General features: G+C 70.6%; 11 protein-coding genes. 7 read left to right on the top strand and 4 right to left on the bottom strand.

The genetic code is table 11. The features are described from left to right. Position 1: 1 nt before the first annotated feature. The 3 genes from ACIPSA_RS21685 to ACIPSA_RS21675 are packed head-to-tail and all read right to left on the bottom strand — an operon-like array spanning position 2 to position 4,940. Entirely contained in the window at positions 2–3,517 is a 3,516-nt protein-coding gene (locus tag ACIPSA_RS21685) for a 5-oxoprolinase/urea amidolyase family protein (RefSeq protein ID WP_402637390.1), read from the bottom strand. After that, positions 3,514–4,119 (bottom strand): urea amidolyase associated protein UAAP2, encoded by a 606-nt coding sequence (locus tag ACIPSA_RS21680; RefSeq protein ID WP_402637388.1) that lies wholly within the window; start codon positions 4,117–4,119, stop codon positions 3,514–3,516. The genes ACIPSA_RS21685 and ACIPSA_RS21680 overlap by 4 nt, the downstream gene beginning before the upstream one ends. Next, positions 4,116–4,940 carry an urea amidolyase associated protein UAAP1 gene (locus ACIPSA_RS21675; protein ID WP_402637386.1) on the bottom strand — a complete coding sequence of 275 codons (825 nt, stop codon included), beginning with the start codon at positions 4,938–4,940 and terminating at the stop codon, positions 4,116–4,118. Before ACIPSA_RS21675 ends, ACIPSA_RS21680 begins: the two co-directional genes overlap by 4 nt. Positions 4,941–5,110: 170 nt before the next feature. Between ACIPSA_RS21675 and ACIPSA_RS21670 the strand changes: the two genes are divergently transcribed. From ACIPSA_RS21670 to ACIPSA_RS21645, 6 genes are all read left to right on the top strand, one after another. Then, positions 5,111–5,737 (top strand): TetR/AcrR family transcriptional regulator, encoded by a 627-nt coding sequence (locus ACIPSA_RS21670; protein WP_402637384.1) that lies wholly within the window; start codon positions 5,111–5,113, stop codon positions 5,735–5,737. Between the two features lie 315 nt (positions 5,738–6,052). Then, positions 6,053–7,696, top strand: a complete 1,644-nt coding sequence (locus ACIPSA_RS21665; protein WP_402637382.1) for a sensor histidine kinase — start codon at positions 6,053–6,055, stop codon at positions 7,694–7,696. Next, the gene (locus ACIPSA_RS21660) at positions 7,693–8,100 is read left to right on the top strand and encodes a roadblock/LC7 domain-containing protein (protein WP_402637380.1); all 408 of its coding nucleotides are present in this window, start codon (positions 7,693–7,695) and stop codon (positions 8,098–8,100) included. The genes ACIPSA_RS21665 and ACIPSA_RS21660 overlap by 4 nt, the downstream gene beginning before the upstream one ends. Continuing rightward, positions 8,097–8,513 carry a DUF742 domain-containing protein gene (locus tag ACIPSA_RS21655; protein WP_402637378.1) on the top strand — a complete coding sequence of 139 codons (417 nt, stop codon included), beginning with the start codon at positions 8,097–8,099 and terminating at the stop codon, positions 8,511–8,513. Before ACIPSA_RS21660 ends, ACIPSA_RS21655 begins: the two co-directional genes overlap by 4 nt. Beyond that, entirely contained in the window at positions 8,494–9,114 is a 621-nt protein-coding gene (locus ACIPSA_RS21650; protein ID WP_402637376.1) for a GTP-binding protein, read from the top strand. Before ACIPSA_RS21655 ends, ACIPSA_RS21650 begins: the two co-directional genes overlap by 20 nt. A gap of 58 nt (positions 9,115–9,172) precedes the next feature. Further along, complete coding sequence (locus ACIPSA_RS21645) at positions 9,173–10,648, top strand: cytochrome P450 (RefSeq protein WP_402637374.1); 1,476 nt, start codon at positions 9,173–9,175, stop codon at positions 10,646–10,648. A gap of 18 nt (positions 10,649–10,666) precedes the next feature. On the opposite strand, the gene ACIPSA_RS21640 is transcribed toward ACIPSA_RS21645, so the two are convergent. Beyond that, positions 10,667–11,608, bottom strand: a complete 942-nt coding sequence (locus tag ACIPSA_RS21640; RefSeq protein ID WP_402637372.1) for an RluA family pseudouridine synthase — start codon at positions 11,606–11,608, stop codon at positions 10,667–10,669. Positions 11,609–11,995: 387 nt separating this feature from the next. On the opposite strand from ACIPSA_RS21640, the gene ACIPSA_RS21635 reads away from it, so the two are divergent. Then, on the top strand, positions 11,996–13,087 hold the full coding sequence (locus ACIPSA_RS21635; RefSeq protein WP_402637370.1) for a hypothetical protein: 1,092 nt from the start codon (positions 11,996–11,998) through the stop codon (positions 13,085–13,087). The last annotated feature ends 89 nt before the right edge of the window (positions 13,088–13,176 follow it).

The raw sequence follows: 13,176 nt of genomic DNA, 5'->3' as shown, positions 1-13,176 counted from the left end.
CTCAGCTTGCCGTCGGAGCCAGGACGACCAGTGCCGTCCCGGCCTCCACCTGGTCGCCCGGCCGGGCCAGGATCTCGGTCACCACGCCGTGCACCGGCGCGCGCACCCTCGACTCCATCTTCATCGCCTCCAGGGCCAGGAGCGACTGCCCGGCCGTCACCTCGTCGCCCGGTGCCACGTTCAGCTGCCACACGGACGCGGCGAACTCGGCCTCTATCAGCCGGCCTCCCGGCGGCACCTCCACCATGGCCGGCGCGGGCGTGGGCACGGTCGCCGCCTCCGCCCGCGCGAACTCGCCCGCGGCCTCCCACGCGTCCCGCTCCGCCGCGAAAGCGGCCCGCTGTCGGGCCCTGAACTCGCCGATGGAAGCGGTGTGTTCGGCGAGGAAGGACTCGTACTCGGCGAGGGAGAAGGTGCCTTCCTCGACGCGCGGCACGAAGCGGCCGGAGATGATGTCGGACCGCAGCTCCAGCAGTTCGTCGGCCTCCACCGGGTACCACCTGATGCGGTCGAAGAAGCGGAGCAGCCAGGGCGAGCCGGGTTCGAAGGCTCCCCGCTGCTGCCATGCCGACCACACCTGGGTCGTACGGCCGACGAACTGGTAGCCGCCGGGGCCCTCCATGCCGTAGACGCAGAGATACGCGCCGCCGATGCCGACGGAGTTCTCGGCGGTCCAGGTGCGTGCCGGGTTGTACTTGGTCGTGACCAGGCGGTGGCGCGGGTCGAGGGGGGTGGCCACGGGGGCGCCCAGGTACACGTCACCCAGGCCCAGGACCAGGTACTCCGCGGCGAAGACCGTGCGGTACACGTCCTGGACCGACTCCAGGCCGTTGACCCGGCGGATGAACTCGATGTTCCACGGGCACCAGGGGGCGTCGTCGCGGACGCCGGCCATGTAGCGGGCGATCGCCTCGCGGGTCGCCGGGTCGTCCCAGGACAGGGGGAGGTGGACGGTGCGGGACGGGACGAGCAGTTCGCCGGTGGGCGGGAGCGCGGCCGTGATCTTCCGTACCGCCGCCAGGAGTTCGTGCTGGGCGAGGACATGCGGGTCCGTCTGGATCTGCAGGGAACGGATACCGGGAGTGAGGTCCGTGACACCTTCCAGGTCCGCGTCCGTCACCGCCTCCATCAGGGCATGGACGCGCATCCGCAGGGCCAGGTCCAGCTGCATCGGGCCGAACTCGACCAGCAGGTTGTCGTCGCCGCTGCGGCGGTACGTCACGTCCCCGTCCCGGGCCAGCACGCCGCCGTCGACGATCACCGGCCGGGATGCCCCCGCCAGGTCCACCGGCACGAACCGCACCGTGTCACCCGGACGCAGCTGCCCGAGCTTCCAGCGCTCCGCGCGCAGGACCGTCGCCGGGCACACGAAGCCGCCGAGCGAGGGGCCGTCCGGGCCGAGCAGCACCGGCATGTCGCCCGTGTAGTCGACGGCGCCGACCGAGTACGGGGTGTCGTGGATGTTGGACGGGTGCAGACCCGCCTCGCCGCCGTCGGCGCGGGCCCAGCGCGGCTTGGGGCCGACCAGGCGGACCCCGGTGCGCGCCGAGTTGAAGTGGACCTTCCAGTCGGCCGCGTAGAAGTCGCGGATGTCGTCCTCGGTGAAGAACTCGGGCGCGGCGTGCGGGCCCTCGACAGTCCCGACGTGCCATACGGCGGTGAAGTCGGGGCGGTCCGCGGGTGGTACCGGCGTTCCCTCTGCGAGCGTCCCGCCGTGCAGGACGTCGCCGGTGCGCAGGGCCCGGCCGCCGTGTCCGCCGAACCGGCCCGGCGTGAAGGTGCTCGCGCTGCCCAGGAACGCCGGTACGTCCAGGCCGCCGCCCGCGAAGAGCACGTACGTCCGCAGTCCGTGTCCGCCGGGGGCGCCGATCTCCAGCACCGCGCCGGTCGGTACGGTCACCGGCTCCCACTGGGGGACCGGCGTGCCGTCGACCGTGACGGGGGCCGGGGCGCCGGTCACGCACACGGTCGTGGGGTGGGAGAACCTCAAGGAGGGTCCCTGGAGGGTGCATTCGAGGCCGGGAGCGCCCTCGGGGTTGCCCAGGGCCCGGTTGCCGAGCCGGAAGGACAGGTCGTCCATCGGGCCGCAGGGAGGTACGCCGACCTGCCAGTGGCCGGTGCGGCCCGGCCAGTCCTGGACCGTGGTGAGGGTACCGCCGGAGGCGACCTCGATGCGCGGGGTCGGATCGGTGACGCCGGCGAGGGTCGCCGTGGAGTGGACGGCGGCACGGAGGTCCGGCTCGGCGAGCACGGCCCGCACCAGGCCCAGGTTGGTCTCGATGCCGTCGACGCGGGTGCGGGCCAGGGCCTCGTCGAGGCGGCGCAGGGCGTGCTCCCGGTCGGGACCGTAGGCGATCACCTTCGCGAGCATCGGATCGTACGACGTCGTCACCTCGGTGCCGGTCTCCACCCAGCCGTCGACGCGCACTCCGCCCGGGAACTCGACGCGGGTCAGCAGGCCGGTGCTGGGCCGGTGTTCGCGGGAGGGGTCCTCGGCGTACAGGCGGGCCTCGACGGCATGGCCGCGCGGGCTGCCCGGGTCGCGGACGACGTCCTTCTCACCGCGCGCGAGGCGCAGCATCCAGGCGACCAGGTCGACGCCGTAGACCTCCTCGGTGACGGGGTGCTCCACCTGGAGCCGGGTGTTGACCTCCAGGAAGTAGGCCTCCTCGCGGGCGGCGTCGTACACGAACTCCACCGTGCCCGCGGAGCGGTAGCCGACGGAGGCGCACAGGTCGCGGGCGCAGGAGGTGAGGCGTTCGCGCACACGTGCGGGCAGTCCCGGTGCCGGGGCCTCCTCCAGGACCTTCTGGTTGCGGCGCTGGAGCGAGCAGTCCCGGTCGCCGAAGGTGACGACTCGGCCGGCGCCGTCACCGAAGACCTGCACCTCCACGTGGCGGGCGTGCTCCACGAGCCGCTCCAGGAACACCCCGGCGGAGGAGAAGGAGGCGGCCGCCACGCGCTGCACCCGCTCCCATGCCTCGGTCAGTTCGTCGGCGGACCGGCATGCCGACATACCGATGCCGCCGCCACCGCCGGTGGCCTTGAGCATGACGGGGTAGCCGATGCGCGCGGCCGCGTCGTGGGCCTCCGCGACGGAGTCCAGCAGCCCGGTGCCGGGCGCGAGCGGCACTCCGGCCGCCTCGGCCGCCGCCCGTGCCGTGTGCTTGGCGCCGAACAGCGCCAGCTGCTCCGGTGTCGGGCCGACGAACACGATCCCGGCGTCCTCGCAGCGCCGTGCGAAGGCCTCGTCCTCGGACAGGAAGCCGTAGCCGGGGTGGATCGCGCCCGCACCCGTGTCCTTGGCGGCCTTCAGCACCAGGTCGGCGTCGAGGTACGACTCCTTCGCGGGCGCCGGGCCGAGCCGCACCGCCTCGTCCGCGAGCCGTACGTGGGGTGCCGTGCGGTCGGGGTCGGAGTACACGGCGACCGTGCGCAGGCCCAGTTCGCGGGCGGTGCGGATGATGCGGACGGCGATCTCGCCCCGGTTGGCGACCAGCAGCGTGTCGAAGCTCATGCGCCGTCCGCCCCGGTGATCGTCATCTCCACGGCCGTCGGCTCGAAGCCGTTGCAGGGGTTGTTGATCTGGGGGCAGTTGGAGACCAGGACCAGGACGTCGCGCTCGGCGCGCAGGGTCAGCCTGCGGCCGGGGGCGGAGAGGCCGTCGACGATGCCGAGGGTGCCGTCCTTCTCGACGGGCACGTTCATGTACCAGTTGATGTTGGAGACGAGGTCGCGTTTGCCGAGGCCGTGCCTGGCGCCCTCGGCGAGGAAGTTGTCCACGCAGGCGTGCTGGGACCAGGTGTGGTGGCCGTAGCGAAGGGTGTTCGACTCTTTGGAGCAGGCGCCGCCGACGGTGTCGTGGCGGCCGACCTCGTCCTCGACGACGGTCATCAGCGCGGTGTGCTCATTGGAGAGCAGCACGCTGCCGGTGGTGAGGAAGATGTTGCCCTGCGCGTGGATGGTGTCGGGCGCGCTGTAGCGGACGGACGTGTCGTGGGCGTCGTACACCAGGAAGTCGACCGCCTGGTTGCCGTGCAGGTCGGTGACGGTCAGTGTCTCGCCGGAGCGGACGACGGACGACCAGGCGGCACGGGCGGGAACGATCGTCGTGCTCATGCGAGCCCCCTCGCGGCGAGGAATTCGGTGGTGTTCAGGAAGGCGCGGCGGCCCTCGGGCGTGGCCTCCCACAGGGGGTCGCCCGGCGCGGTGGGCGCGGCGCGCCAGGCGAGGACCTCCAGGGGGGTGCTGACGTAGTCGGGGCGCGGGTCGGCCGGGTGCGGGACGTTCGTGATCAGTACGGTCACGTCCTGCTCGGCACGGAGCGTGACGCTGCCGCCGGGGCCGGCCGAGCCGGTGAAGTCCAGGTCCCCGTCGTCGCGTACCTCGACGCCTTGGAAGAACGAGAGCGAGGGAGCGAGGTCGCGGGGCTCCAGTCCGTTCTTGGCGGCGGCCAGCTTGAACAGCTCACGGCCGGCGGGGGAGACGGACTGCGGGGTGCCGTCGCCGTACCGCTCGGTGTTGCGTACGAGGGTGGAGGTGCCGCAGAGGGCGTCGTGCCGGCCGGAGGTGTCGGCGACGACGGAGGCGAGCACGCGCCCCTGGTCGGACAGCAGGAGCCGGCCCTCTCTCGGATAGGCGTTCCACTGGACCTTGACCGTGTCGGCCACGTTCAGCCGTTCCCAGGGGCGCTCGGCGACGTACAGCAGCAGATGGGCGCAGGCGTCGCCGCGCGGGTCCGTCAGGCGCAGTTCGGTGCCGCGGGCCAGGACCCGGTGCGTGTAGTTGCCGCCCGCCACGGTCTCGGCCCACACCAGGCGGCCCGCCTCGCAGGGCGGCGCGGGCCACTCCCGTGCCGGTACGACGGGCATGGCCTCGGCATGGGCGCCCTCCTGGGCGCGCGCATGGGCACGGGCTCCGTAAGTGGTCGCTGTCGCCATCGCGGGACCTCCGGCTCAGGTGTCATTTCTGTCGCTCGACAGAAATTAGGAGTGGGACGGGTCACGGGAATTGCCGCGGCGTTGCCGCCCGGTTACCGAGCCCTCACGTGGATGTGGTGGGGGCCTGGTGGGCTGCTTGCCTCCCGGGGGCATGTGCGAGGATCGAACGCATGGGAACGAGCAGTGGCCGTCGGGTCGGTCGGCCACGGGTCGCGCAGCGGCCGGCGAGTGGGCTGGAGCCGCGGGCCGAACTGCTGGCCGCCGCTGCCGAGTTGTTCACCACCCGGGGATATGCCGCCACGACGACCCGGGCCGTCGCCGAGCGCGCGGGCATGCGGCAGGCGTCCATGTACCACTACGTCTCCGGCAAGGAGGAGCTGCTCGCCGAGCTGCTGGAGTCCACCGTCACCCCCTCACTGACCTGCGCCCGTGAGCTGCTCGCGGACGATGCGACCCCGGCCGAGGGCCGGCTGTGGGAGCTGTGCCGGACGGATGTGGAGCTGCTGTGCGGCGGGCCGCACAATCTGGGCGGGCTCTATCTGCTGCCCGAGGTGCGCACCGAGCGTTTCGCCGGATTCCACGCCGTGCGCGCCGAACTGAAGGAGGCCTACCGTCAGTTGCTGGCCGCGACCGTCGTCGGAGGAGCGCTGGCCAAGAGTGAGCTGGAGCTGCGTACGGATCTCGTCTTCGGGCTGATCGAGGGTGTCATCCTTGTGCACCGGTCGGATCCGGAGCGGCCCGTCTCGGAGTTCGCTCGCGCCACCGCCGACGCCGCCCTGCGCATCGTGGGTGTCTGAGCCGCCTTCCGGGGGCCTTGCTCACCCGTCACGGTGAGGTGTCCTCGCACGCTCGCTCGCCATCACACTTCGTGTGCGAATGTAATCCGAGCGTATAAATGGGGCCGAGCGTACTCCTGGAGCGCGGGCGATTTCAGGTGCTTGCTGAATATGACACGGCGATGATCCGGTCGGACTAAGCTCGCCCGCGACGCGCCGAGTTGAGGTGAATTCGTGCGCTTGTTCCCAATGGTTACGAATATCCAGACAGCTCCATGACTCTTCCCCCCCCACAAGCTCCCCCGACACCCAGCCGATTCGTCTCAGAGGGCATACATGGTGAGTGTTCAATCGCCTCCCGGTGGCCGTGAACTTCCCTATGCGCGTGTGCTGTTGCTGCCGGCCATACTGATGGCCGCAGCCACCGGGGCCGCCGTCGCCCTGGTGGCGGAGCCGGCCCGGGCCGCCGTCGGCTGGTGCGGAGCCGCCGCCACGCTGCTGGTGACCGCGACGGCGGCGGAAGCGGTCAGACGCGGGCGCCGGCTGAAGAGCCTGCGGGCCGAGCACGTCCGTCACGCTGCGCATCTGGAGCGGCGCATCGCCGCCAACGACGAGGAGTGGGTCCGGTTCGGCAAGGAGATCATGCCGACCGCGCTCTTCCGGCTGCGCGCCGGAGAATCCCTCCGCGAGGTCATTCAAGCGGTCCTCGACGCCGATCCCGAACTGCGGCACGTCCCCGCCTCGCAGCGCGACCTGCTGCGCACCGTGCTCAAGGTCGTGGATGACGAGGAGTCCATGCGCGACGCCGCGCAGCGCTCCTTCGTCAACATCGCCCAACGCGTCCAGGCCATCGTCCACCAGCAGGCCAGTGAACTCAGGGAGATGGAGGAGGACCACGGCCGCAACCCCGAGGTCTTCGACGACCTGCTGCGCATCGACCACGGAACCGCGATGATCGGCCGCCTGGCCGACTCCATCTCCGTCCTCGGCGGCGGCCGCCCCGGCCGTCAGTGGCCCAACCCCGTGGCCCTGTACAGCGTGCTGCGCGGCGCCATGTCCCGGATCCTGGAGTACCGGCGCATCGACCTGGCCTCCATCGCCAAGGTCAACATCAAGGGCACCTGCGTCGAGCCGGTCATCCACGCCGCCGCCGAGCTCCTCGACAACGCCACTCGCTACTCTCCTCCGCAGACCAAGGTGCACGTCACCGCCACCGAGGTGCAGACCGGCGTGGTGATCGAGATCGAGGACGGCGGCGTCAGCCTCAGCGAGGAGGCTCGCGCCCGGGTCGAGAACATGCTGGAGCGCGCCAAGGCCGGCGTCGCCCTGGACGACCTCGGCGAGAGCCCGCGCCTCGGCCTCGCGGTCGTGGGCCGGCTCTGCTCGACGTACAACATGCAGGTCTCGCTGCGCGCCTCGGCGTACGGCGGAGTCCGCGCCATCCTCATCGTGCCCAGCAACATGATGACCACCGAGCCCGCCCCCGGGCTCGCCCACGGCATCGGCGCCACCGCCGTACCGAAGGCCGAACTCGGCGCCCTCGAGGGCCCCAAGCGCGCGCCCAAGAAGCGCCGCCCCACCAGCCCGCGCATCCCCGCCGGGATCTCGATGGAGGACGACGTCCCCGAGGTCACCGAGTGGACCGCCGGCGGGCTGCCGCAGCGCCGCAGCAAGGTGAAGACCTCGCTGACCCAGCGGATCGTCGAGCAGGCCGCCATCGAGCGGGCCGAACGCGAGGGCAAGCCGACCATCTGGTCGCAGCGCAAGCCCGCACCCGAGCCCGAGCCCGAGGTCGACCCCGAGCGCGAGAAGCTGCGCAACCGCGAGCCCGGCATGTGGGTCGAGGCCTTCTGGGAGGGCCTGAAGGAGGGCAACCCGGGCGTGCACCCGACCGACTTCACGCGCAATCCCACCGCATACATGCACCTGATCGAGAAGCCGGCCCCCAGCGAGGCCGACGACGAGGGGGACCTCAAGTGATCCAGCAGCGAGCGAACTTCGATTGGATGCTCAAAGATCTCGCCGACGGCGTACCCGGCATCGAGATGATCGTGGTCCTCTCCGCCGACGGACTGCGCATCGCCCGCTACGGCGGTGACCCCGACTCCGCCGACCGTCTCGCCGCGGCCTGCGCGGGCGTGCAGAGTCTCGCGGGAGCCGTCGCCCAGGAGCTTCCCGGCAGCAGCGGCGCCATGAATCTGGTCGTCATCGAGATCGACGGCGGCTACTTCTACCTCATGGCGGCCGGTGCCAATGCCTATCTCGCCGTGCTCGCCGACGTGGTCTGCGAACCCGGCCGGATGAGCAACCGCATGCGCGACCTGGTCGTCCGTATCGGCGCCCATCTCACCAGTCCGCCCCGGCGGAACGGGCAGACCGTATGACTCCTCCGCAACGCAAACGGCGACAGCCCACACAGCAACCTCCGCCACCCCCGCCCCCCATGGCGGGAGGTGACCAGCAGGGCGAGAAGAAGAACCCCGAGCGGCTGTACGTCATCGCCGACGGCGCCGACGGGCCCCGCGCCGAGCTCGACCTGGTGACGTTGATCGTGGCGCGCGCCGATCCACCGCCCTCCGTCACACCGGAGCAGGCGGTGTTACTCCGGCTCTGCACCGCCCCCCTGTCGGTGGCCGAACTCACGGCCTATCTCAACCTGCCGTTCAGCGCGATGACGGTGCTGATCACCGAGCTGATCACGGCCGAACTGGTGCAGGCGCGCGCCCCGATCGTCCGTCAGGCGCTCCCCGACCGTTCACTTCTCGAAGCGGTGATGCATGGACTTCAAAAGCTCTGACACCATCCCGGGCCCACGGACAGAGGACCATCTGCCGCACACGGCCCAGGCCGCGGTGAAGATCGTGATCGTGGGCGGCTTCGGAGTCGGCAAGACCACCATGGTCGGCTCGGTCAGCGAGATCAGGCCGCTGACCACCGAGGAGACCATGACACAGGCCGGTGTCGGCGTCGACGACAACTACGGCTCCGACTCGAAGACGGCCACCACGGTGGCCATGGACTTCGGCCGCATCAGCATCACCGAGAGGCTGGTGCTCTACCTCTTCGGCACCCCCGGCCAGGAACGCTTCTGGTTCCTGTGGAACGGGCTGTTCGAGGGGGCTCTCGGCGCGGTCGTCCTTGTCGACACCCGGCGCCTGGAGGTCAGCTTCGACGTCATAGGACGTCTGGAGGAGCGTGGAGTCCCCTTCGTCGTCGCCGTCAACTCCTTCCCGGACGCGCCCCGTTACCCCATCGAGGAACTGCGCACCGCGCTCGACCTCTCTGAGGACATCCCCATCGTGGAGTGCGACGTACGCCGCCGTGCCTCCAGCCGCGACGTCCTGATGACCCTGATGCGCTTCCTGCACTCGCTCGCCATGTCCGGCGTGCTCATCTGACCCCTTGTCCGACCAACCCCCTGTACCTGGGTTTCACCTCAGCTTCGGAGCGACCACTGTGACGCCTGAACCCCACTCCCTCACCGGTACGGACGACCCGACGCTCGGCCCGCCACAGGGCTGCCCGGCACACGGCCGCGGGCCCGGCGGGCTGCGCCGGCTGTACGGCCCCGAGGCGGAGGACCTGGGCGACCTGTACGAGCGACTTCGGGAGGAACACGGCCCCGTGGCGCCCGCGCTGCTTCACGAGGACGTGCCGATCTGGATGGTGCTCGGCCACAGCGAGAACATGCACATGGTGCGCACCCCCTCGCAATACTGCCGTGACCCCCGGCAGTGGAGCGCCCTGGACGACGGCACGATCAAGCCCGATCACCCGCTCATGCCGCACTTCGCCTGGCAGCCCATCTGCTGCCACGCCGAGGGCGACGAGCACCGACGGCTGCGCGGCGCGGTCACCGGCGCCATGTCGACGATCGACCACCGGGGCATTCGCCGCTACATCAACCGAGCGACCCAGCAGCTCGTCAACGAGTTCTGCGTGAAGGGCAGGGCCGACCTGGTGAGCCAATTCGCCGAACACCTGCCGATGGCCGTGCTGTGCGAGATCTTCGGCATGCCTGAGGAGTACAACGACCGGATCGTGGAGGCCGCCCGCGACCTGCCCAAGGGCACCGAGACCGCGATCGCCAGCAACGCGTACATCACGGACGTCCTGATGCGGCTCACCCTCCGACGCCGGGCCGAACCCAAGGACGACTTCGCCAGTCACCTCATCAACCACCCGGCGGGGCTCAACGACGACGAGGTCGGCCAGCACCTGCGCGTCGTCCTGATCGCCGCGTACGAGGCCACCGCCAACCTTCTCGCGAACGTACTGCGGGTGGTGCTCACCGACCCGGGGTTCCGCGCGCAGCTCAACGGCGGTCAGATGACAGTGCCCCAGGCGGTCGAGCAATCCCTGTGGGACGAGCCGCCGTTCAGCACCATCCTCCCCTACGTCGCCAAGCAGGACTGCGAGCTGGGCGGCCGGCGCATCCGCAAGGGCGACGCTCTCCTCCTCGGCATCGCCCCGGGCAACGTCGACCCACGCGTCCGGCCCGACCGCACGGCCAACATGATGGGCAACCGCTCCCACCTCGCCTTCGGTGGCGGTCCTCACGAATGCCCGGGGCAGGACATCGGCCGCGCCATCGCCGAGGTCGGCGTCGACGCGCTGCTGACCTGCCTGCCCGACGTCCAACTCGCCTGCGAGGAGGACGAATTGATCTGGCGGGCCTCCATCTTCAGCCAGCATCTGGTGGAACTGCCGGTGAAGTTCGAGCCCAAGCCTCAACGGGAGGTCAGGGCGCACCCCGCACGCCCGCTGCAGGCGCAGCGCCCCAGCGACTGGCAGCTCGGCACGCCACTGCCGCAGACGGCGGCTGCGCAACACGCCGAGCCGGCCACCCCTCCGCCGCCGGTGCCCACGTCCGAACCGGCCGCTCGGCCGGGCGTGTTCCGGCGCCTCCTGCGCTGGTGGCGCGGGGACTGAGCCGACCGGGCACCGGGGCTACCCGGCCCACTCGTCGTACGACGACCAGGCCCGCAGCACGCGCGGGCTGACGAACCGGTGCTCGCGCCCCGTGATCGGATCGGTGAAGGCCAGCACCCGCGCCAGTAGTTGGAGCGGACGCCGGAAGTCACCGGCCGCCGCGGGGCCGGTCACCACCGGATAGAGGGGATCGCCGAGGATCGGCACCCCCAACGTGTTCATGTGAACTCTCAGCTGGTGTGTCTGCCCGGTGTACGGCGTCAGCCGGTACCGGGCACGCCCGTCACGGTGCTCCAGCAACTCGACCCGGCTCGAGGCGTTGGGCTCACCCGCGACCTCGCGGGCCGCAAGAACTCCGCGCTCCTTCACGATCCGGCTGTGCACAGTGCGCGGCAGGTCCAGTCCGGGGTCGTACGGGGCCACCGCCTCGTACTCCTTCGTCACCCGCCTGTCGTGGAACAGGGACTGGTACGCCCCGCGCTCCTGTGGCCGTACGGTGAACAGCACCAGCCCAGCCGTCAGCCGGTCCAGCCGATGCGCGGCGCCCAGCGTCGGGACCCCCAGCTGCCTCCGCAGCCGCGCCAGGGCGGTCTCGGCGACATGGCTGCCGCGCGGCGTGGTGGCCAGGAAGTGTGGTTTGTCGGCCACCACGACGTGCTCGTCCCGGTAGACGACGTCCACCGCGAACGGCACCCGCTCCTCGTCGGGCAGCTCCCGGTGGAACCACACGAACATCCCCGGCTCGTACGCCATGTCCCGTGACACCGGCTGCCCGGAGGCGTCCACGATCAGCCCCGCGTCGAGCATTCCGTCGATCACTCCGGCCCCGGCCGCGAGGCGTGCCACGAGATGATCACGCACGGTCGCCCACGCGTCCCCGGCCGGCAATCGCACGCGCACCGGATCCACCCCGTCGCGCTGCGGTAGGGGAGAGGGCGGGGGCGGAGTGCGGCGTCTCATCACGATCAAGCGTACGAGGTCCCGACACCACCGGTCCCAGCCGTCATTCACGGCCCGGAGGTCAGGCAGGCAGTACATCGAGCGCCCCCCAACGTGCGCTCTTTGTGCGGAGTTTGCGCCCGCGCCATGGTGGGACCTGGGCCCGAGCCGCCCAGTCGATTACATTTAGCCAACAGGTGAACGACCCGGTGTGACTGGTGACCGTTCATGTCGGACCGGGTGAAGAACGTGACTGCGCCTTCGTAAGGGCGCAGTCGTCGCATTTGTCCGGGAGGCGAAGCCGTCGACAGGGGTAGGGAGCACGCCTTGAAGGCGGCCGATCAGGCCTCGCCCCGACCTAGGAGCGCAGGAAGTGCATCACACATCCCCTGGTTCCCCACGGAGGCAGTGACTGTGACAATCATCGACGCACAACCTAACGAACAGATCCGCGTCCGGATTCCGCCGCTGTACTGCCCCCTGGAGACCGCTGTCCACCCCGATGCCGACAAACTCGCTCGGCGCAGCATCGAGTGGCTGACCCGGCTGGGATTCTGCGACGAGGATGCCCAGCGCTCCCGGATCATCGGGACACAGTCGAGCCAGTGGATCTCGCGCCTGGCCCCCCACGGCACGGGGGACGGACTGCAGATCGCTTCGGACTGGGTCTACTGCGGATTCACCCTCGACGACGCCCTGTTCGATCTGGGCCCGACGAACGTCAAGCCCGACGAGGTCGTCCCGGTCGTCCTACGACTCCTGCACGTGGCCGACCATCCGGAGACCGAGCCGGGCAGTGACCCCTTCATGCGCGCACTGCAGGACCTTTCCCTGCGTATCCGCGCAGTCGCCTCGCCCACCGTCGTGCGCCGGTGGGCGGACGGCAACGCCGAGTGGTTTCTCGCCGCCACCGGCATGGCCGGCCACCGCGCCCGCGGCAGCGCCCCCACCCTGGCCGAGTACGTCACTTCCGGGCCGCGCGACCGCGGTGCCAAGGCATCCATGGCCCTCATCGAGACCGCGGAGGGTACCTGCCTGCCCACCAGCCTCATGGAACAGCGGGCTGTCCGCGCCGCCACCCAGGCCGCCCACCTGCTCGTGACCATCGGGAACGACCTGTACTCGTTCCGACGCGAGAGCACCCTGGGCATTCCCGTCTCCAACATCGTCGGCGTCCTCATGCGCGATCACCGCAGCACGCCCGATGAGGCAGCCGTCGAAGCCGTCCAGCTGCACGACCGCGTGATGGTCTGCTACCTCGCCCTGCGCGAGCGCCTGGAGCGGTGGGCGGTTCCCGAACTGCGCACCTACCTGACTCAGCTCGACCACTACGTGCGCGGAAACCACGAGTGGAGTCACAGCGTGCCCCGCTACCACGACGAGTTCGGAGGACCCGGAGCACCGGACGTCCCGGTCTGGGCCGACACACCGTCCACCCCGCGCCTCGGTGCCCCCCGGATTCCCGCCATCGCCTGGTGGTGGGGGTGCATATCTTCCTGACAGGCAGTCGACCGGCAGCAGGTGAAGCCCTGGTGGATGGGTTTTCGACCAGGAGATCGGCATCTGCCAGGGGCTTCGCATGCCCGAAA

The organism is Streptomyces sp. NPDC086549 (assembly GCF_044746205.1).
Lineage (GTDB): Bacteria > Actinomycetota > Actinomycetes > Streptomycetales > Streptomycetaceae > Streptomyces.
The sequence above is the reverse complement of the archived record's forward strand: the minus strand, read 5'-3'. Positions and strand labels throughout refer to the sequence as shown.